Source organism: Roseitalea porphyridii, assembly GCF_004331955.1.
Lineage (GTDB): Bacteria > Pseudomonadota > Alphaproteobacteria > Rhizobiales > Rhizobiaceae > Roseitalea > Roseitalea porphyridii.
In genome coordinates this window covers 2,687,545-2,706,670 of the sequence record NZ_CP036532.1, presented here as the reverse complement: position 1 = coordinate 2,706,670, position 19,126 = coordinate 2,687,545, and the positions used below count along the sequence as shown (strand labels likewise).

16 protein-coding genes, 1 other RNA gene and 2 pseudogenes are annotated in these 19,126 nt (G+C 68.1%); 7 read left to right on the top strand and 12 right to left on the bottom strand.

The genetic code is table 11. The features are described 5' to 3' along the window. Positions 1-3 precede the first annotated feature (3 nt). From E0E05_RS17960 to E0E05_RS13110, 4 genes and pseudogenes are all read right to left on the bottom strand, one after another. Positions 4-1,614 (bottom strand): annotated as a pseudogene (locus E0E05_RS17960) (ATP-dependent helicase); the annotation flags it as partial. Positions 1,615-1,838: 224 nt separating this feature from the next. Beyond that, positions 1,839-2,682, bottom strand: a pseudogene (locus E0E05_RS17955) (ATP-dependent helicase); the annotation flags it as partial. Positions 2,683-2,871: 189 nt separating this feature from the next. Then, the gene (locus tag E0E05_RS13115; RefSeq protein WP_131617126.1) at positions 2,872-4,509 is read right to left on the bottom strand and encodes a chloride channel protein; all 1,638 of its coding nucleotides are present in this window, start codon (positions 4,507-4,509) and stop codon (positions 2,872-2,874) included. Then, positions 4,506-5,015, bottom strand: coding sequence for a thioesterase family protein (locus E0E05_RS13110; RefSeq protein WP_131617125.1), 510 nt, complete (start codon positions 5,013-5,015; stop codon positions 4,506-4,508). Before E0E05_RS13110 ends, E0E05_RS13115 begins: the two co-directional genes overlap by 4 nt. A gap of 155 nt (positions 5,016-5,170) precedes the next feature. Here E0E05_RS13110 and E0E05_RS13105 point away from each other — a divergent pair, with 155 nt between their 5' ends. From E0E05_RS13105 to E0E05_RS13095, 3 genes are all read left to right on the top strand, one after another. After that, positions 5,171-5,590 (top strand): DUF2267 domain-containing protein, encoded by a 420-nt coding sequence (locus tag E0E05_RS13105; RefSeq protein ID WP_131617124.1) that lies wholly within the window; start codon positions 5,171-5,173, stop codon positions 5,588-5,590. Between the two features lies 1 nt (position 5,591). Next, on the top strand, positions 5,592-7,001 hold the full coding sequence (locus E0E05_RS13100; RefSeq protein ID WP_131617123.1) for an FAD-binding oxidoreductase: 1,410 nt from the start codon (positions 5,592-5,594) through the stop codon (positions 6,999-7,001). 94 nt (positions 7,002-7,095) lie between these two features. Continuing rightward, the gene (locus tag E0E05_RS13095) at positions 7,096-10,962 is read left to right on the top strand and encodes an AsmA family protein (protein WP_158629370.1); all 3,867 of its coding nucleotides are present in this window, start codon (positions 7,096-7,098) and stop codon (positions 10,960-10,962) included. Here the strand turns inward: E0E05_RS13095 and E0E05_RS13090 are convergent. From E0E05_RS13090 to ssrA, 3 genes are all read right to left on the bottom strand, one after another. Further along, positions 10,916-11,206: a ribbon-helix-helix domain-containing protein gene (locus tag E0E05_RS13090; RefSeq protein WP_131617121.1), complete on the bottom strand. Its 291-nt coding sequence runs from the start codon at positions 11,204-11,206 to the stop codon at positions 10,916-10,918. The two genes, E0E05_RS13095 and E0E05_RS13090, sit on opposite strands and share 47 nt — an antisense overlap. 19 nt (positions 11,207-11,225) lie before the next feature. Continuing rightward, the gene (locus tag E0E05_RS13085; RefSeq protein WP_131617120.1) at positions 11,226-11,756 is read right to left on the bottom strand and encodes an SspB family protein; all 531 of its coding nucleotides are present in this window, start codon (positions 11,754-11,756) and stop codon (positions 11,226-11,228) included. Positions 11,757-11,904: 148 nt separating this feature from the next. Further along, positions 11,905-12,279: a transfer-messenger RNA gene (gene ssrA / locus E0E05_RS13080) on the bottom strand. 114 nt (positions 12,280-12,393) lie between these two features. Here ssrA and E0E05_RS13075 point away from each other — a divergent pair. The 4 genes from E0E05_RS13075 (at position 12,394) to E0E05_RS13060 (ending at position 15,286) form a co-directional block, all read left to right on the top strand. Then, entirely contained in the window at positions 12,394-12,705 is a 312-nt protein-coding gene (locus E0E05_RS13075) for a DUF2853 family protein (RefSeq protein WP_131617119.1), read from the top strand. 231 nt (positions 12,706-12,936) lie between these two features. Further along, complete coding sequence (locus E0E05_RS13070) at positions 12,937-13,731, top strand: thymidylate synthase (protein ID WP_131617118.1); 795 nt, start codon at positions 12,937-12,939, stop codon at positions 13,729-13,731. Then, positions 13,731-14,735, top strand: a complete 1,005-nt coding sequence (locus tag E0E05_RS13065; RefSeq protein WP_131617117.1) for a DUF4424 domain-containing protein — start codon at positions 13,731-13,733, stop codon at positions 14,733-14,735. Before E0E05_RS13070 ends, E0E05_RS13065 begins: the two co-directional genes overlap by 1 nt. Beyond that, positions 14,735-15,286, top strand: coding sequence for a dihydrofolate reductase (locus tag E0E05_RS13060; RefSeq protein ID WP_131617116.1), 552 nt, complete (start codon positions 14,735-14,737; stop codon positions 15,284-15,286). The genes E0E05_RS13065 and E0E05_RS13060 overlap by 1 nt, the downstream gene beginning before the upstream one ends. A gap of 46 nt (positions 15,287-15,332) precedes the next feature. Here E0E05_RS13060 and E0E05_RS13055 read toward each other — a convergent pair whose 3' ends face one another. The 5 genes from E0E05_RS13055 to E0E05_RS13035 form a co-directional block, all read right to left on the bottom strand. Continuing rightward, complete coding sequence (locus E0E05_RS13055) at positions 15,333-15,641, bottom strand: HigA family addiction module antitoxin (protein ID WP_131617115.1); 309 nt, start codon at positions 15,639-15,641, stop codon at positions 15,333-15,335. Between the two features lie 9 nt (positions 15,642-15,650). Beyond that, complete coding sequence (locus tag E0E05_RS13050) at positions 15,651-15,932, bottom strand: type II toxin-antitoxin system RelE/ParE family toxin (protein WP_131617114.1); 282 nt, start codon at positions 15,930-15,932, stop codon at positions 15,651-15,653. A gap of 414 nt (positions 15,933-16,346) precedes the next feature. Then, the gene (locus E0E05_RS13045; RefSeq protein ID WP_131617113.1) at positions 16,347-16,646 is read right to left on the bottom strand and encodes a HigA family addiction module antitoxin; all 300 of its coding nucleotides are present in this window, start codon (positions 16,644-16,646) and stop codon (positions 16,347-16,349) included. Further along, on the bottom strand, positions 16,646-16,924 hold the full coding sequence (locus tag E0E05_RS13040; protein ID WP_131617112.1) for a type II toxin-antitoxin system RelE/ParE family toxin: 279 nt from the start codon (positions 16,922-16,924) through the stop codon (positions 16,646-16,648). Before E0E05_RS13040 ends, E0E05_RS13045 begins: the two co-directional genes overlap by 1 nt. Positions 16,925-16,964: 40 nt before the next feature. Next, positions 16,965-19,067, bottom strand: coding sequence for a TRAP transporter permease (locus E0E05_RS13035; protein WP_131617111.1), 2,103 nt, complete (start codon positions 19,065-19,067; stop codon positions 16,965-16,967). Positions 19,068-19,126: the final 59 nt, after the last annotated feature.

Here is a 19,126-nt window from a genome sequence, read left to right as displayed (position 1 = left end):
GCCTCACACCCGCTCCACGAACCCGTCCAGCACCTTCTTCTCGCCGGCGCGGTCGAAGGCGATGGTCAGCTTGTTGCCCTCGATGGCGGTGACGTTGCCGTTGCCGAACTTGAGGTGGAACACGCGGTCGCCGACGGAAAAGTCCGATGCCGTCTTGGAGACCGACTTGGCGATCAGTTCGCCCTCGATCACCCGGCCCTTCACCGAGCCCCTGCCGGCGCCGAAGCCCGAATCCGCTTCGCCATAGCCGATGCGCTCGACGGCGACGCCCGAGCGCGAGCCCCAGTTGCGGCTGGTCGCTTCGGTCCGGTTGGCCTGGGCGCGGCGCCAGCCGGGCGATTCGCGCGTGCTCGCAAAGGCCTCGGCCCGGTCGAAGCGGGAGGCGCCGTAGCCGCCATAGCCGCCGTAGGACGAGGGCGGCTCGGCGACGTCGACATGATCGGTCGGCAGTTCGTCGAGAAAGCGCGAGGGGATGGTCGACTGCCAGAGGCCGTGGATGCGGCGGTTGGAGACGAACCAGATGTGGCAGTGGCGCTTGGCGCGGGTCAGGCCGACATAGGCGAGCCGGCGTTCTTCCTCCAGACCCGACCGGCCGCCTTCGTCAAGCGCCCGCTGGTGCGGGAACAGACCCTCCTCCCAGCCGGGCAGGAAGACCGTGTCGAATTCGAGGCCCTTGGCCGCGTGCAGCGTCATGATCGACACCGCGTCCATGTCCTCGTTCTGCTCGGCGTCCATGACCAGGCTGACATGTTCGAGGAAGGCGCGCATGGATTCGAACTCCTCCATCGAGCGGATGAGTTCCTTGAGGTTTTCAAGCCGCCCCGGCGCCTCGGCGGAACGGTCGGCCTGCCACATGGCGGTGTAGCCGCTCTCCTCGAGGATGGTCTCGGCCAGTTCGGCATGGGGCGTGTTGTCGAGCAGTTCCTGCCAACGGCGGAAGCTCTGCACCAGATCGCGCAGGGCGGCGCGCGGCTTGGGCTTCATCTCCTCGGTGGCGACCAGTTCCTCGGCCGCGGCGAGCATCGGCACGCCCTTCTTGCGCGCATAGTCGTGCACGAGGCGAACCGAGGCGTCGCCGAGCCCGCGCTTGGGGGTGTTGACGATGCGCTCGAAGGCCAGATCGTCGGCCGGCTGGCACACGACGCGGAAATAGGCCATCGCGTCGCGCACCTCCATGCGCTCGTAGAAGCGCGGGCCGCCGATGACGCGGTAGTTCAGCCCCAGCGTGACGAACCGGTCCTCGAACTCGCGCATCTGAAAGGAGGCGCGCACCAGGATCGCCATGTCGTTGAGCAGATGACCGTCGCGCTGGTGGCGCTCGATCGTCTCGCCGACCGCGCGCGCCTCCTCTTCGGAGTCCCAGGCGGCGTGCACGTTGACCTTCGGATCATCCGGATCGGGCGCCTCGGTGAACAGCGTCTTGCCGAGCCGGCCCTCATTGTGGCCGATCAGGTGCGAAGCGGCGCCCAGAATGTGGGCGGTCGAGCGGTAGTTGCGCTCCAGCTTGACGACGCTCGCGCCCGGAAAGTCCTTTTCGAAGCGCAGTATGTTGTCGACGTCGGCCCCGCGCCAGCCATAGATCGACTGGTCGTCGTCGCCGACGCAGCAGATGTTGGGGGGCGCGCCGTTTGGTCCCCCTCCCACTCCATGAGGGGGAGGGGTCAGGGGTGGGGGTGTATCCCCGCCCGTCTCCCCCACCCGGATCAGCTTCGCTTCGCTTGCTTCTCCGGCCTCCCCCATCAAGGGGGAGGCGGGGGAGCGATGCAAGCCCTCATCCTGAGCTTGTCGAAGGGGCGGGCTTGCGGTTTCACCTCGTTCTTCGACAGGCTGACGATGAGGTGAAACCCGCCGCTGCGCCAGCAGCCGCAGCCACAGATATTGCGCGGTGTTGGTGTCCTGGTACTCGTCGACGAGAATGTATCTGAACTTGTGCTGATAGTCGGCGAGCACGTCCGGATTGGCCTTGAGCAGGCGGATCGGGTGGCACAGCAGATCGCCGAAATCGCACGCGTTCAGCGTCTTCAGCCGGTTCTGGTAGGCGGTGAACAGCTCGCGACCTTTTCCGTTGGCGAAGGCGCGCGCGTCGCCCTCGGGAATGTCGGCAGGACCCCAGCCCTTGTTCTTCCAGCCGTCGATCATGTGGGCGAATTGGCGCGCCGGCCAGCGCTTGTCGTCGAGCCCCTCGGCCTGGATGAGCTGCTTGAGAAGCCGTATCTGGTCGTCCGTGTCGAGGATCGTGAAATCGGACTTCAGCCCGACCAGTTCGGCGTGCCGGCGCAGCATCTTCACGCCGATCGAGTGGAACGTGCCGAGCCAGGGCATGCCCTCGACGGCGCCGCCGACCAGCAGGCCGATGCGCTCCTTCATCTCGCGGGCGGCCTTGTTGGTGAAGGTCACGGCCAGCACCTGGCTGGGCCAGGCAAGCCCCTGCGCCAGGATATGGGCGATGCGCGTGGTCAGCACGCGCGTCTTGCCGGTGCCGGCGCCGGCCAGCACCAGGACCGGGCCTTCGGTGGTCTCGACGGCGCGGCGCTGCTCGGGGTTGAGCCCTTCCAGATAGGCGGGCGCTGACCGCGCGCCCATGGCGCGCGCGGCGATGCCCGAGCCGCCGCCGGCCGGTTTGGGGGCAGGGGCGGGCCGGTGCGCATCGTCGAACGGGATGTCGTCGAACGGATTGCTCATCGATTCGCAATGTAGGGATTTGGGGGGCGAATGAAAGCGCGGCCGGGCGTGTCGCACGCATCCCGTCTCGCGCGTTGCAGGTTCACCAGCGTTAAGGTCCTGCGTTCCAGCCCCCACCCTTCATCCCTCCCCCGCACGCGTGGGAGGGATGAAGGGTGGGGGTGATGCTCATGCCGCGGAGCGGCGGTTCTACCGGTGCTCCTCGACGCTGGCCTGGATCAGCGCCTTGTTGAAATAGGACAGCGCGCGGACCTGCGTCGCCCAGGCGATGATCCTTGTGTCCTCGCGCGGATCGACGACGGCGAGGCGGCTGTGGCCGGAGGCGTCGAAGGCGCGCAGCGCGGTTTCCAGCGAATCGCCGGGCTTGAGCGTGGGATAGCCGGATTCGGGGTCGTGCCATTGCGGGTCGCCGTCGCGCGGCACGAAGTCCATGAAATCCATCACCTTCTTGGTGCGCATCAGCTGCCGGTGCGGGCCCTGGTGGTCGAACAGGCCGCGCATTTCGAGCTGCCAGTGGAAATAGGAGTGGCCGTGCACCGCCTGGTTGACGCCGTGCGCGATCGCGACGGTCAGCAGGAGCGCGATCGACAGCGCGTAGCCGCCGGTCAGTTCGAACACGATCACCGTGGTCGAGATCGGCGCGCCGAGCACCGCGCCGGCGACCGCGCCCATGCCGAGGATCGCGTAGAGCGCCTCGGAGGAAGCCATGTCCGGGAACACCGAACCGGCCATCAGCCCGAACGCGCCGCCGGTCAGCGCGCCCAGATAGATCGACGGCGAAAAGATGCCGCCGCCGAAGCGGGCGGCGAGCGTGATCGCGGTCGCCACGGTCTTCAGCACGATCAGCGTCAGCAGCAGCGACAGCGGGAACTGGTTCCACAGCACCTTGTCGGTCACCTCGTAGCCGACGCCGAGAATGTGCGGATAGAACACGCCCAGCGCGCCGATCATCGCCCCGCCCAGCACCGGCCGCCAGCGCAGCGGGATCGTCACCGACCGGGCGGCGTAGTCGGCGGAGAACAGCGCGAACTGGAACAGGATGGCCACCGCCGCGGCGACAACGCCGAGCAGCGCGAAGGCGGGAAACTCCCAGTAGGAGGTGATCTGGTAGTCGGGAATGATGAAGGCCGCCGCGTCGCCGAACCAGATGCGCGAGATCACCGAGCCCACGGCCGAGGCGATGACGATCGGCACGAAGGAGCGCATCGCATAGTGCTGCAGGATCACCTCGTGCGCGAACAGGACGCCGGCGATGGGTGCGTTGAACGACGCCGAGATCGCCGCCGCCACGCCCGAGGCGAGCAGCGTGCGCGAGCACCATTCGGGCCGCTTGCGCCGGTGGGCGATCACCGAGGCGAGCGTCGCGCCCAGATGGATCACCGGACCCTCACGGCCGGCGCTGGCGCCCGAGCCCAGCGAGACCGCCGAGATCGCCGCCGACCACAGCCCGTCGCGCAGGCCGAGCGGACGGCCGGTCAGGGCGCGCGCCTCGATCACGTCGGCGACGTTGCCGGCGCGGCGCATGGCGACCCGCTCCAGCATCAGCCCGACGATGAAGCCGCCGACGATCGGCGCGGCGAGAATCCAGTACCAGCTGACGTTCTGGGCCGCGGTCAGCGTTTGCTCTGTGTTGTTGCGCAGCCACCAGTACTGGACGAGGCCGATCGCCTCGCGGAAGACGATGGCGGCAACGGCGACCATGGCGCCGATGATCAACGACAGCAGCCACAGTCTGGGCGCGCCCGAATCGCGGAACGTGCGGACGTTCGGCCGGACCCATTTGACGAGGATTTCGGTCCATGTGCGCAGGCGCTCGACCGGCCTCATTGCCGGGCCTGCGGCTTGCGGCGGATGCCGATCGGCCGGCCGGCGCCCTCGGGGCGGGGCAGGTCGGCCTGGGCCGCGGCCATCGCCTCGATGCGCGCCCGGATATCGTCGGGGAACGGACAGACCTTGGGGCCAGCCATGTCGATGTGCAGCGTCAGCGTCTCGCAGGTGGCGGCGAGCCAGCCCTCGGTTTCGTGGCGCATCTGCTGGAAGGCGTGCAGGCGCTTTTCGTCATGGTCAAGGATCTGGAAGGTCGTGACCACCCGCGCGTCCTTGTGCACCTCGCGCAGATAGGACACGCGCGCGTCGCCCGTATAGGTGGTCATGCGGCGCTCGGCGGCATAGGTCGCGCCCATGCCAAGTGCCCGGGCGACCGTTTCATAGCCCCGGTCGAACACGAGCAGATAGTAGGCCATGTTCAGATGACCGTTGAAGTCGATCCAGCCGGGCTCGATGCCCTGGGGCGGCGTGACGAACGGCGCGTTGCGGATCGACTGCTGGTCCATGACCTCTCGGTCTGCGCCTCCCTTGTGCCCCGGCCCGGTTCGCGGACCCTTGCCCGCATGGTGCGGCCACATTACGAATTGGCGTCGGATCGGCAAGGCGGCTGCACAAAAAACGCGCACGCGATCGATCAAATCCGTCCGGACGGGCCAATCCCATGCCGATGCCGCAGCAATACCAGATCGCCCAGCAGGCCTTTGACGCGCTGATCGAGGACGCGCGCGATGCGCTCGGCCTTGCGACGCGCAACCAGACCTACACGGTGATCGAAGCGGTGCTGGTCACCTTCCGCCGGCGGCTCGGCCCCGACGAGGTGCTGATCTTCGCCGACGGGCTGCCGGCGCTGCTGCGGGCGATCTTCACCGCGAACTGGTCGGCCGACGAACATCGGCCGCAATTTGCGTCCACCGCCACGCTCGAGGACGAGGTCGCCGGACTGCGGCGGCACCACAATTTCGCGCCGCGCGGTTCGATCGCGGCGGTGGCGGGCGCGGTGCGACGCCATGTCGATGCGGACCGGTTTGACAGGGCGCTGGCGCGTCTGTCACCTGAGGCCCGCGAATTCTGGAGGCAATGAGTTGGCGCTGAACGATCTGGCCCCGGTGGCCCGCAACGAGGACGGCATCGCGCTGGCGCTCGGCATTCTCAAGCAGCGCTTCGGCGACCGGTTCCAGACCGGCGCGGCGCTGCGCGCCCAGCACGCCCACACGACCACCTACATCCCGGCCCAGCTTCCCGACGGGGTGCTGTTCGCGCAGGACGCCGACGAGGTTCAGGCGGCGGTCGAGGTGTGCGCCGCGCACCGCGTGCCGATCATTCCGTTCGGCACCGGCTCGTCGCTGGAAGGCCATGTCAACGCGCCCGGCGGCGGCATCTCGATCGATCTGAGCCAGATGAACCGGATCGTCGCCGTGCATGCCGAGGATCTCGACTGCGTGGTCGAACCGGGCGTCACGCGCAGCCAGCTCAACACGCATCTGCGCGACACGGGCCTGTTCTTTCCGATCGATCCGGGGGCGGATGCGAGCCTTGGCGGCATGGCGGCGACGCGCGCCTCGGGCACCAACGCGGTGCGCTACGGCACCATGCGCGACAATGTCATCTCGCTCGAGGCGGTGATGCCGAACGGGCGGAAGATCGTCACAGCCAAGCGGGCCCGCAAGAGCTCGGCCGGCTACGACCTGACCCGGCTGATGATCGGTTCGGAGGGCACGCTCGGCATCATCACGCAGCTGACGCTGCGCCTTGCCGGCCAGCCGGCCGCGATCACCGGCGGGGTCTGCCCGTTCCCGACGCTGGAGGCGGCCGTCAACGCGGTGATCCTGACCATCCAGATAGGCCTGCCGGTGGCGCGCATCGAACTGGTCAACCAGCTCCAGATGCGTTCGATGATCGACTATGCCGGTCTCGACCTGCCCGAAAGCCCGTGCCTTTTCGTCGAGTTTCACGGCACCGAGGCGGGCGTCGCCGAACAGGCCGAAACGTTCGCCGAGATCGCCGGCGAACTGGAAGGCGGGCCGTTCATCTGGTCGGCGCGCGCCGAGGACCGCTCCAGGCTCTGGAAGGCGCGGCACGATGCCTACTGGGCGGCGCTTACGCTCAGACCCGGCGCCAAGGGCATCTCCACCGATGTGTGCGTGCCGATCTCGGAGCTTGCCGACTGCATCGTCGAGACCGAGGCCGACATCGCCGAGAACGGGCTGATCGCGCCGATCGTCGGCCATGCGGGCGACGGCAATTTCCACGTGCTGGTGCTGCTCGACGACACCGATCCGGCGGAGATCGCCGCCGCCGAAGCGTTCATCGAACGGCTGAACCTGCGCGCGCTCGCGGTGGGCGGCACCTGCACCGGCGAGCATGGCATCGGCCAGGGCAAGATGGCGTTCCTGGAGATGGAGCTCGGCGGCGCGGTCGACGTGATGCGGTCGATCAAGACCGCGCTCGATCCCGACAACATCATGAACCCGGGCAAGGTGCTGCGCGTCTGACCGCGCCGGCCCGGCGTCTTGATCTTGTCGCTTTGTGGCCCGAAAAGGGGCACCGGCGTCACCGGACGCCCGAAAGCGCAGGAGAATCGGCACTTTGCGCCTGTTCGTTGTGATCGGCGGCCTGATCGTCGCGGTGCTCATCGCCGCGCTGCTGGCGCCGCTGTTCGTCAACTGGTCCGACTACAAGGGTCGCTTCGAGGCCGAAGCCTCGCGCCTGCTCGGCCAGCCGGTGCGCGTGGCCGGCGAGGCTTCGGCGCGCATCCTGCCGTTTCCGTCGGTCAGCTTCACCGATGTGGAGGTCGGCCCGCCCGAGGCGCCGCTGATGGTCGCCGAGCGGTTCTCGCTCGACGCGGAACTGGCGCCGTTTCTTTCGGGCGAGGTGCTGATCTTCGACATGCGGCTGACCGAGCCGGTGCTGACCGTCACGCTCGATGAAAGCGGCGCGCCGATCTGGGACCTGCCCGAACCGCGCCTGATCGATCCGGCGCAGATCACGCTCGAGAACGCGACCGTCGAGAACGGCACGCTGATCGTGCTCGATCCCGCCGACGAGCGACGCTGGACGATGTCCGATCTAGACATGGCGGTGTCGGCGGACAGCTTCTTCGGCCCCTGGCGGGCCGAGGGCACCGGGCGGCTCGGCGCGCTGCGCAGCGACTTCGTCGTCTCGACCGGCCAGCTCTCGCGTGAGGGCTTCGGCCTGCGCATGGCCGCCAACCTGCCCGACTATCTGGTGCGGGTCGTCTCGGACGGCCGGATCGCGCCGGACGAGGCCGGCGAGATGAACTATGCGGGCACGCTGACGCTGCTGCCGCACCAGACCGAACAGCCCTACCGCGTCGAGGGCGCGTTCACCGCGACCGCGCGCGCCATCGCCGTCGACAGCTATCGTGGCGAATTCGGCGATCCGGCCGATCCCTACATCGTCACCGGCGAGGCGGCGCTGTTCGGCGGACCCGAACCCGGATACCGGCTGACCGCGCGCGGCACCCAGGTCAACATGAGCGAGACCGGCGAGGAGGCCGGCACGGCGCGCGGGCTCGCCGAGCGGCTTTCGGCGATCAATGCGATGCTGGCCGGCCTGCCCTGGCCGGCGGTGCCCGGCACGGTCAATGTCGACCTGCCGGCGATCGTCGCCGGCGACACGACGGTGCGCGATGTCCGCATCGTCGCCCGCCCGGAGCCGGACGGAGCCGACCGGCGGCGCTGGCGCATCGACCGGCTCGACGCGCAGTTTCCCGGCAGGACCATCGTCGAGGCGGACGGCACGCTGACGCTGCCCCGGCCCGGCGGGGACATGGATGCGGCGCGCTTTGCCGGCAATCTGGTGGTCGCCTCGCGCCAGCCCTCGGGCCTTGCGCGCTGGCTGAGCGGCACCGTCGACGAGCCGGTACGCCGGCTCGCGGGGGCCGGGCTAAGCGCGCGGGTTTCGCTGACCGCCGAGCGGCAGCTTGCCGAGAATGTGGAGATCATCCTCGATGGCGCGCGGCTGACCGGCCGCATGGCGCGGCGCGGGCGCGGTCCGTCACGTCCGTACCTGGCGGTCGATCTGGCCGGCGCGGACATCGGCTGGCCGACGCTCGAGGTTCTGGGCAGCGTGTTCGGCGCCGACGCCGAAGGGCTGGCGCTGGCCGGCCATGATGTGGACGTGACCATCGATCTGGAGACAGTCGATCTGGACGGCGTGCCGGCGGAGACGCTCGAAGCGTCGATCCGGGCGCGCGGCAGCCGCACCGAGATCGACAGGCTGGTTGCGACCGGCGTGCACGGCGCCTCGGTGACGGCGGCCGGCGCCGTCGACGCGGAGCGGTCCGGCGCGCTGACCGTGAGCGTCGATGCGAGCGTCATCGCGACCGACGGCGCGCCGTTCGTCACGGCGATGGCCGGGCGCTTTGCCGACCGGCCGCTGCTCGATCATCTGGCCGAAGTCGCGCACGGCGACCGGGCGACGCTGGCAGACATGGAACTGACGGTGGTCGGTTCGGCGCGCACCGATGACGAACGCGAAACGGTCGAAATCTCCGCCAGCGCTTCGGGCCGGGCAGGCGGGGCGACGCTGTTCGCGCAGGCCTCGGTCGATGATGCGTTCGCGACCGAACCGGTCGAGGCGGCGTCGGTCGACGCCTCGGTCAGCCATGACGACGCGCTGCGGCTGCTGCCGCTGGCCGACGTGCCGCTGGTCGTTGCCGAGGGCGCGACGGTCGGGCTGAACGAGCCGGGCGCGGCGCGGATCGTGTTCCGCCGCGCGGCGGGCGAGGCCGACGCGGTGACGCTGCTGGCCGAGGCGGGCGCCGACCGATTGCGTTTCGAGGGTACGCTCGCCGGCGCGGGCGAGAACGCGGACGTCGCGGGGACCGGTTCGCTGACGCTCGCCGATGCCGAACCCTGGCTCGCCGCGCTCGGCCATGTGCTGCCCGGCACCGGGCTCGGCACGCCTGTGCAACTTGAGACGGCGCTGACGCGGCAGGGACCGGTCTGGCGGTTCGACGCGCTCGACGGCGAAATCGCCGGCAGCGCGGTGACCGGCGATCTGACCCTGACCGACGATGCCGTACTCGGCCGCTCGGTGCGCGGCGCGCTTTCCCTGGCCGAACTCGACGCGATGGTGCTTGCCGGCCTCCTGACCGGCCATGTCGATCCGCTGTCGTCCGACACGACGTTCGGCGCCCCGCTCTATGGCGATCTTGCCGTGCAACTCGATCTCGCCGCGGACCGGCTGTTCGTCGGGCCGGTGACGCTCGCCGGCGTCGATGCGGGCCTTTCGATGAATGGCGGGCTTCTGACCGTGCAGGACCTGACCGGCCGGCACGGCGGGGAAACCGCCGTCGCCGGCAATCTGCGCGTGCAGAACGCGCGCGGGGCGGTCAGTCTTGGCGGTGAGGTCGACCTGCAGGCGGTGCCGCTCGCCGCGCTGGCGGCGATGCCGGTCCCGGTCTCGGGCCAGGCCGATCTCGCCCTGTCGCTGAACGCCGGCGGCAACAGCATTGACGCGCTCGCCACCTCGCTGACCGGCACCGGCGTGGTCGAGGCGGGCGACATCGTGGTCGCGGGCCTTGACGCCGGTGCGTTCGGACCGATCATCGAAGCGGCCGACGCGATCGGCTTCGGCATCACGCCGGCGCAGATCGAGACGATCGTCGCCGAGGCGCTGCTCGACGGCACGGCCCGGTTCGGCCCGGTCTCGGCGCCGTTGACGGTCACCGGCGGCGTCGCCCAGGCCGCCAATCTCGCCCTTGAGAGCCCCGGCGGCGCGCTCGCCCTGACCGGACAGGTCACGCTCGACCTTGCCGCGCGGCAACCCGGCGCGCTCATGACCGCGACGCTCGATGCGGGCGACGAGGCGATCGCCGGCATGGCGCCGGCGGTCGGGCTTTCGGCCGAAACGGGCCCGGGGGGCGAGGTGGCGCTTGCGACCGATTTCGAGCCGATCACCGCCTATCTGACCCAGCGCGCGCTGGAGATCGAGCAGGCGCGGATCGAACGGCTGCAGGCGCGGTTGCTCGAACGGCAGCGGCTGCGGCGCGAGTTGCGCTATGCCCGTTTCATGCGCACCCAGGAGAACATGGCCGCCGACGAGGAGCGCATGCGCGCGCTCGGCCGGGACCGGTACGAGGCCGAGCAGGCAGCCGCGCGCCAGGCCGCCGAGGACGAGGCCGTGCGCGGGGTGACCGAGAGCCTGCCGGCGCCCGCGCCGGGTCTCGCCGCCCCGCCCGATGCGGCCCCGCCCGCGCCGGACGAGGCGCCGCAGGAGACGTTCGCGCCGACCGACGAGGCGCTGGAGACGCTCGACGAGGGCGCGGTACTGCGCGCGCCGCTGCCGCCGCCCGGCGGCGCGGCGGAGAGTGACGCGACACCTCAGGCCACGCCCGCCCCGACGGACGACGATGCGCCGGCCTCGGCGGCGGGAATCGATTTCAGCGAGGATGCGGTGCGTTCGGTGCTGGAGGGTCTTGGCCAGTAGGCGCTTGGCCAGTAGGCGCGTGGTCCGCCAGCCGTCCCTCGCGCGCCGCCTGCAGCACGTAAAGGCGCAGCGCCGAGGACAGGTTCGCGTCCGGCGGTCTTTGCGCATCGATGCGCGCGATCAGCGCGGCGACGGAAAGGCCTTCCTTGTCCGCCAGGGTGGCGAGCCCGTCCTGAAATGCGTCCTCGATCGAATAGGACGTGCGGTGGCCGGCAATGGTGATGGAGCGCTTGCGGACCGCCATCGTTGGCGTGCGCGCCGCGCTACTTCTTCTTGCGGAAGGCGTCGAGCGAGACGACGTCGGCGGTGCCGTCCTCGGCCGTTTCGCCCTGGGGCGCGTTGGCCGCTTCGCCCGGCTCGGCGACAACGGTCTCGGCGCCGTCAACCGGCGCCGTGTCGGTCTCGACGACCGTTTCGGCGCCGTCCTCGGTTTCGGCATCGGCGACGTCGAACTCGAGCTCGAAATTGACCGAGGGGTCGTAGAAGCCGCGCACGGCCGCATAGGGCACGTAGAGCTTTTCGGGAACGTCGGAGAAGGAAAGGCCGATGCCGAAGCCGGTTTCGCCGACCTCCAGATCCCAGAACTGGTGCTGCAACACGATCGTCATCTGCTCGGGATACTGCTCGCGGATGCGGTTGGAGATGCGCACGCCCGGAGCGGTCGTCACGAAGGTGATGAAGAAATGATGGTTGCCGGGCAGGCCGGTCTTCTCGACCTCCGACAGGACCTTGCGGATCACGCCGCGCAGGGCGTTCTGCACAAGGATGTCGTATCGGACGATGTCTTCGCTCATCAAACGGGTTTCCCGCACTGGCTCGATTGGCGATAGATGTGCGTCGTCACCACGCCAAGGTCAAGGCCGTGCGTGTGCGGGTCGGGGAGAGCCGGGCGGCTTCAGGGATGGGTGCGGGCTGACGCCGCGAGGGAAGATCGGCGGGGAAAGTGGAGGCTTCTGTTGCCAGGTGCCTCCGAACCCCGCCTAGCCGAGCATACCGACTAGGAGTTTCGGTGAGGCTGTCGCACCGCCATTAGGCAGCGAGACGTGCCTCTGCATAGTTGTCGTTTGCAACTACAAGTTTGACCCGATAACGGTGGTATCATGCCGGGCAAAAGTACGGTTTTTACACCCTCGTCGATCCTGTTTCGCCCCCATCAGCAGCACCGCACTCGCGCGTCTTGCGTCCTGCGCGGTGTTCCTGGTGGAGGCGCCGGGTACCGCCCCCGGGTCCGATAGGCTTATTGTACCGCCCGTTTATTGCCATAGCCGGCGAACCGGCACCCAACATATAGGACGAAAAGCGTGCGGTTTCAAAGGGGCAGGCGCCTGGAAGGTTGACTTTTGAAGGCCTGTTGCGAACAGTCGGCGGACGGTGCGGGCGCGGCTCTGGTCCCGAAACGCCGCGCCGCCACGCAGCTTGAGGGGGAAGCCCATGACCGATTACCTGTCCGACGTGAAGAAATACGATCCGGGCGCCGACGAGGCGACCGTCAACAAGATCGTCAAGCATCTGGGCATCGCCCTGCGCTCGCGCGATGCTTCGCTGGTCTCGTGCACCGATCCGTCCGAGCTGGCGCGTGTGCGCGAGAAATGGTGCGGCAAGAAGCTCGGCGTGACCGACGAGGCGGCCGCCGACGAGGTGATCGCCAAGGTCTGCGAGCAGATGAAGGCCGACAATTCGAAAGCGCGCGTGACCTTCTACTATCTGTGCGCCAAGCATCTGGGCAAGCTGGGCGACCTCTGACCTCATCACCGGCCGTCATTGCGGGGCTTGACCCCGCAATCCATGGCGACGTGCCGAGGCTTGGATCCCGGAATCAAGTTCCGGGATGACGTGGCCAAAGGGCGGGTTTCCGCGATGATGTGGCCGAACGGCCTCCGTGTTTGCCCCCGGCCGTCCGGTGCGGGGGCTTTTCCTTGGGGCAACAGCCGCGCGCCGATGGACGGGCCGGCCTGAATCGCGCATTGATCGGCCATGCGCCAGTATCACGACCTGATGCGCCTTGTGATGGCGACGGGCACCGACCGGGGCGACCGGACGGGCACGGGCACGCGCTCGATCTTCGGCCATCAGATGCGGTTCGACCTCGCCGACGGCTTTCCGCTCGTCACGACCAAGAAGCTGCACGTCCGCTCGATCATCATCGAACTGCTGTGGTTCCTGCGCGGCGACACGAACGTCGCCTTCCTGAAGGACAATGGCGTCTCGATCTGGGACGAATGGGCCGACGAGAACGGTGATCTCGGCCCTGTCTACGGGGCGCAGTGGCGCTCCTGGCCGGCCGGCGACGGCGCAACGATCGACCAGATCGCACGGCTGGTCGATGGCATCCGGACCAGTCCCGCCTCGCGCCGGCACATCGTCACCGCCTGGAACCCGGCGCAGGTGGACGATATGGCGCTGCCGCCATGCCACTGCCTGTTCCAGTTCTACGTGGCGGACGGAAAGCTCTCCTGCCAGCTCTACCAGCGCTCTGCCGACATCTTCCTGGGCGTGCCGTTCAACATCGCCTCGTATGCGCTGCTGACGCACATGATCGCCCATGTGTGCGATCTGAAGGTCGGCGACTTCGTCCACACGTTCGGCGACGCGCACATCTACGCCAACCATTTCGAGCAGGTGGAAACGCAGCTCGCGCGCGATCCGCGCCCGCTGCCGACGCTTGAGATCACACGCGATGTGCCCGACATCTTCGATTTCCGTTTCGACGATTTCGCCATCTCGGGTTACGATCCGCATCCGCACATCAAGGCAAAGGTGGCGGTGTGATGCTTTCAAGGACGATGATCGCCGGTGTTGCGGCGCTGATGCTGTCGGCGGCCGCCGCTTCGGCCAACGATTCGGTCGCCGAGATCGGCGCGGGCGGGCTGGTGCTGGGCCGGTCCGATGTCGTCTCCATCGAACGCGAGACGCTTTATCTGTCCATGGACGAGGTGCGCGTCGACTATGTGTTCCGCAACAATTCGGACGCCGATGTCGATACCGTGGTCGCCTTCCCGATGCCCGACATCACCTTCAACCCCTATGAGGACATCGGCATTCCCGAGGCGGACGACAATTTCCTCGGCTTCACGGTGACCATCGACGGGATGGACGTGACGCCGCGCCTGCAGCAGCGGGCGGTCTCGCCGGCCGGCGTCGACATCACCGGCCTTCTCGCCGGGGCCGGCCTGCCCGTTGCGCCGTTCGACGATCCCTACGCGATCGACATCGGCCATCTTGACGACGGACAGCGCGCGGCGCTCGAGGCGGCCGGCGCGTTCACGGTCGAGACCGACTACGAGACGGGCGCGGAGACCGGCACGGCCAATCCGCGCTGGACCGTGCAGTCGGCCTATTACTGGACCATGACGTTCCCCGCCGGCGCGGCGATCGCGGTGCGCCACACCTACAAGCCGGCCACCGGCGGCGCGGCGGGCGTGTTCTTCATGATGGAGGAGCCTGACAGTGCGACCTTCCGGACCTATCAGCGCCGCTACTGCATGGACGCGCCGTTCGTGAACGGGGTCGCGCGGCGCTTGGCCGAGGCCGATCCGGAGACCGGCCCCTACTATACCGAGGCCTGGCTGTCCTACGTGCTGACCACGGGGGCGAACTGGGCCGGGCCGATCGGCACCTTCCGGCTGATCGTCGACAAGGGCTCGACCGACAATCTCGTCTCGTTCTGCGGCGAGGGCATCACCAGGACCGGGCCGACCACCTTCGAGATGGTGCGCGAGGATTTCTGGCCCGAGCGCGATCTGGACGTGCTTTTCGTGGTGGCGCGGCGCTGATGGCGGCGCTGCCCGAGCCCATCGTGGCGATCGTCGTGGCGGTGGCGCGCAACGGAGTGATCGGCCGCGACGGCGACATGCCCTGGCGGCTGTCGACGGACCTCAGGCGCTTCAAGGCGCTGACGGTCGGCCATCCGGTGATCATGGGGCGCAAGACGTTCGAGAGCATCGGCAGGCCGCTGCCGGACCGGCTGAACGTCGTCGTCACGCGCGATCAGGACTGGCAGGCCGACGGCGCGATGGCCGTCTCCTCGCTCGGCGCGGCGCTGGAACTGGCGCGGGCGCATCTGGAGAGCTTCGAGCCCGATCCGGACGACCCGGACGCCGAGGTACCCAGCGAGATCTTCGTGATCGGCGGCGGCGAGATCTACGCGCAGGCGCTCGCGCTGGCCGACGTGCTGTATGTCACCCATGTCGAGGCCGATATCGAGGGCGACACCCATTTCCCGGCGATCGACCAGGACATCTGGACCGTGACCCACACCGAGGACGTGCCCGCCGGCGACAGGGACAGCCATGCCACGCGGCACGTGATCTACGAGCGGGGGTGAGGGCTTGGCGGTCGCGCCATCGGAAGTCGTGGTGCTCGCGTTGTCGTCAGCCCGCCCGTCGTAGCGGTTTGATCTCGTCGAGTTCGACATGCTCGGATGCGCGCGCCAGATCGTGGTTGGCCTGCAGGTTCATCCAGAATTGCGACGAGGTTCCGAAGAATCGCGCCAGCCGCAGGGCCGTGTCCGACGTCACTGCCGTCTGCTCCTTGGCGATCCGTTCGACGCGCGTGCGCGGCACCTTGATCGCCTTGGCGAGCTGGTAGGCGCTCATCCGGTAGGGGATCAGAAATTCCTCGCGCAGCACTTCGCCCGGATGGACGGCGGGCATCGGTCGTGTCGCTGTGCGGTTCGGCATGGCTGGCTCCTAATGATAGTCGACGATCTCGACCCGGTCGGGCCCCTGCGGCGTCCAGACGAAGCAGATACGCCACTGGTCGTTGATCCGCACCGAATGCTGCCCCTTGCGGTCACCCTTGAGCGCCTCCAGCCGATTGCCGGGCGGTGAGCGAAGGTCGTCCAACGCGCCGGCGGCTTCCAGCATCGCAAGCTTCCGGTAGGCCGCCTTGAAGACATCGGCCGGAAACCCCTTCGGGCATGCGCGCCCCGCAATCACCTCGGTGCGCTTGTCCCGATAGCCGACGATCATGGCGCCGTACTTGTATCATGACATGATACGTAGATCAACGAGCATGGCAGGCGACGCTGGACGGACGAAGCTATGGGCGGGTGGCGCCGTTCCGCCGGGCGGCATGCAAGGTGCGATCCATAATGACCGGACAAAAATCCGCCGCAATCGATCCATGAATGTGGGCTTCCGGCGCGCGCCCCACGGCCAATCGTGGTTCGGGCCAACGCACCGGATCTCCTCTGGAAAACGCCAATGGCTGACAAACCCAAGCCGAAGCCCAAACCGACCGGCAGCAAGCCCAAGTAAGCCCGCTGCCGGGCACGGCGCCGCCCGGTTTCCGGGCATGGCGCGCGGAGCACGATCCGCACTGACGAAGATGCACCGGGGCCCCAAGCTCCGGTGTTTGTGTCTGGGAGGGACGGTCAGGGCGGATCAGTCGGCCACGAGCGTGGGTATGTTGGTGACGTCCACCTCGCGCTCCGCAATCGCCAGATCGTAGTTGCGCTGCATGTTCATCCAGAACTGCGCGCCATTGCCCAGCAGCTTGCCCAGACGGACGGCGAGATTTGCCGTGACCGGCTGCTTCTGGTTGAGCACGTCATAGAGCGTCTGGCGCGAGACGCCGAGCGCTTGGGCGAAAGCGACTTTCGTCAGCCCGGTCTCGGGCAGCACGATCTCGCGAAGAAGCGCGCCCGGATGGGTCGGCGGAATGGATGGATGACGGGTCAGCATCAGTGATAGTCCTCGATGTCGATGTCTATTGCATCCTGCTCCGACCAGGCGAAGGTGACGCGCCAATTGCCGGTGAGTCGAACCGAAAAGCGGTCGGCCATCTCCCGCTTCAGTCGATGAAAACGCAGTCCCGGGATGTCCATATCCTCCGGCGAAACTGCCGAGTCCAAAGCGTCCAGGATTACCGCCGACCTGGTCAGCCATTCGGCATTCAGCCCCCTCGTCCTACCCTCGATCCAGTAGGCGCGCAGAGCCTTGTGCCGGATGCTGCGGATCATGACTGTAAAGTCGTGCCTTACACGTCTTACGTCAAGCAGATCATGCCGCCGCCCCCGGCCCCTTCCTGACATTCCACCAGAACAGCGCCACGAACGCACCGAGCGCGGCAAGGTGCACCAGCCCGCCGATCGGCCACATCAGCGTCGCGCCGACGGCCAGCGTCAGCACGCGTTCGGCCGGGTTCAGGCGGTTCTCCCATTGGCCCTGGATGGCGGCGGAGACGGCCCACAGGCCGGGCAGGGCGAAGGCGAAGATTTCCAGCATCTGCGGCCAGTCGCCCGAAAGGAAGGGCGTGTATGCGAACAGGAGCGGGACAAAATAGAGCCCCTTGGCGACCTTCCAGGCGGCGATGCCGGTCTTCATCGGCGGGCTTTCGGCGATCGCTGCGGCGGTGAAGGCGGCGAGACAGACGGGCGGGGTGACGTTGGAATCCTGGCTCAGCCAGAAGATGATCATGTGCGCCGACAAAAGGGCCAGGGTGAGCGTCGCCGGATCGAACGCCTGGTCGTAGACCAGCAGCAGCGATTCGGGCGGCACCGCGTCGAGGATCGCCCGTGCCTCGGCCATCGGCATCGGCGCGGACAGCGCCGCGATCTGCTCGGGCACGGCAAGCATGAACACGGCCTTGGCCTGTTCGGGCAGCTGGCCGGCGGCGATCAGTTGGGCCATCTCGCCCTGCAGGATGAGCTGGTTGAGCGCCGGCGCCGACAGGGTGGCGAGCACGATGTAGGCGGCCGTCACCGGAAGGCCCATGCCAAGCACGAGCGAGGCGAGCGCGACCAGCACGATGGCGACGATCAGTGAGCCGTCGGACCATTGCGCGATCATCAGCGAGAAGGTGTTGCCGATGCCGGCGGTGGTGATGACGTTGACGATCAGCCCGACCGCGCAAAGCAGGATGCCGGTCATGATCATGTTGCGTGCGCCAAGCTCCAGCGCCTCGACGATCTTCGCAAGGCCCATCCGGTTGGGCGTCAGCCAGGAGGCGGCGATGCAGGTCAGGATGGCGAATCCGGCCGCATAGGTGGGCGTATAGCCGTAGACGAGAAGGCCGATCAGCAGTCCGACCGGGATGAGGAAGGGCGGGCCGCCATTGCGGAACACGGTCCAGAAGCCGGGTCCGTCCTCGGTTTCCAGCGCGCGGGCGTTGCTCCGCTTGGCCTCAATGCGCACGAAGAAGCCGACGGTCGCGAAATAGAGGATCGCCGGAAGGATCGAGACGGTGACGATGGTGGTGTAGGGGATCTGGGTGAACGAGGCCATCACGAACGCGCCCGCGCCCATGATCGGTGGCATCAGCTGGCCGCCGGTCGAGGCGGCCGCCTCCACCCCGCCGGCAAAATGCTTGGGAAAGCCGGCCCGCTTCATCAGCGGAATGGTGATCACGCCGGTCGAGGCGGTGTTGGCGACGGCCGAGCCGTTGATCGTGCCGGTCAGCCCCGAGGCCATGACCGCGACGAAGCCCGGCCCGCCGATGAAGCGGCCGGCGACGACGCGGGAAATGTCGACGATGAAGTCGCCCGCGCCGGACTTGAGCAGGAACGCGCCGAACAGGATGAACATGAACACGAAGGTCGAGGAGATGCGCGCGATCGTGCCGAACATGGCGTCGTCGCCATACATGGCGCGGAACATGATCGTCTCCGGCGACAGGCCGCCGAAGCGGAACACGCCCGGCACGTAGGCGCCCCACCAGGTCACATAGGTCAGCGCGAGCACGATCAGCACCGGAATGATCCAGCCGGTGGTGCGGCGGGTGAATTCGAGCGCGCCGATGATGCACAGGCTGCCGGCGAGCCAGTCGGCCCAGATCAGCCGGACGCCGCGGTCGTAGATGGCGTTCTCGGCATTGACGACATAGAGCGCGGCGGCGGCGACCGCGCAGCCGAAGGCGATGTCGATGGCGCGCGGCAGGCCATGGCGCGCCCAGCGGGTATCGACGAACGGTGTTACCAGCACGCACAGGAAGGCGAAGCCGGCGAAGTGGATGCCGTTCTGGACCAGCGTGTCGACGCGACCGAACGAGTTCATCCAGATGTGTGCGATCGAGATGGCGACCGCGAGCACCAAGGCGACGAGCGACAGGCCGCGCCGCTCGAACAGCGAGGGGCTGCGCGTCTGCTGAATGGTTTCGGCGCGCATGATGGGCAGGACCCCGGCGGGACGGATCGGAAGCGGGCGGCGAACTCAGTGCGGGCGCG